This window comes from Cellulosimicrobium cellulans (assembly GCF_042723955.1).
Taxonomy (GTDB): Bacteria; Actinomycetota; Actinomycetes; order Actinomycetales; family Cellulomonadaceae; genus Cellulosimicrobium; species Cellulosimicrobium cellulans_H.
The window spans coordinates 26,536-27,230 of record NZ_JBHXIC010000012.1; the positions used below are offsets into that span (position 1 = coordinate 26,536).

Sequence of the window (695 nt, forward strand, 5' to 3'; positions counted from 1 at the left end):
CGATATCAACACCACAAATCTGGACGCCAGCGTCAGATGTGTATACGACACAGGTCGACGCACTGCTCCGGTAGCGCGGACGGCTGCCTGCGACCCGTCGGAGGCAGCCGTCGCCGTCACCCCTTGGCCGTGGCCTCGCGGATCCGCTTCTGCTCCTGACGGCGGTCCCACCAGCGGGTGAGCACGAGCCACCCCAGGAGCCAGCCACCGAGCGCACCGATCAGCCAGACGACGACCGTCACGCCGATCCACGTGGACGCGCCCGAGATCTCGAGCCCGTCCCCGACGAGCGTCGCGACCCACAGGGCGAGGAACGTCGACACGAGGCCGATCCCGCCCAGGATCGCCGACGCGTACTTGCGCGCGACGTTGAACACGAACGGCGCGAGGATCGCCTGGGCCACCGCGAAGATCAGCACGGCGACGACGAAGCCCGAGGCGTGCACGGTGACGCCGTCGAACAGGCTCGAGGCGACGAGGAGGCCCACTGCGGCGAGGACCACGTTGATCGCGAAGCTCAGCAGGAAGCGGATCATGCGGTAACGGTCCCGCCACTGGTCAGGTTCCGCAACCGCTGGCAGGGGGCCCCCCCCGGGGGGGGCGGGCCCGGGGGCACGGGGGCGGGGGCCCCGCCGGCCCCCGGGGGGCGCGGGGGGGGGGAGGGGGCCCGGGGCCGGGGATCGGCAGGGGCGGAC

1 protein-coding gene is annotated in these 695 nt (G+C 72.7%); it reads right to left on the reverse strand.

Annotation, left to right across the window (positions count from 1 at the left end; all coding sequences use genetic code 11):
* Positions 1-116: 116 nt before the first annotated feature.
* A complete protein-coding gene (locus ACFWH7_RS05365; RefSeq protein WP_375825434.1) occupies positions 117-536 on the reverse strand; it encodes a phage holin family protein in 420 nt (139 codons plus the stop codon).
* Positions 537-695 lie beyond the last annotated feature (159 nt).

Bases quoted from the DNA above. Each gene is read 5' to 3' on its own strand.
- ACFWH7_RS05365 (WP_375825434.1), bottom strand. From the start codon at position 536: ATGATCCGCTTCCTGCTGAGCTTCGCGATCAACGTGGTCCTCGCCGCA.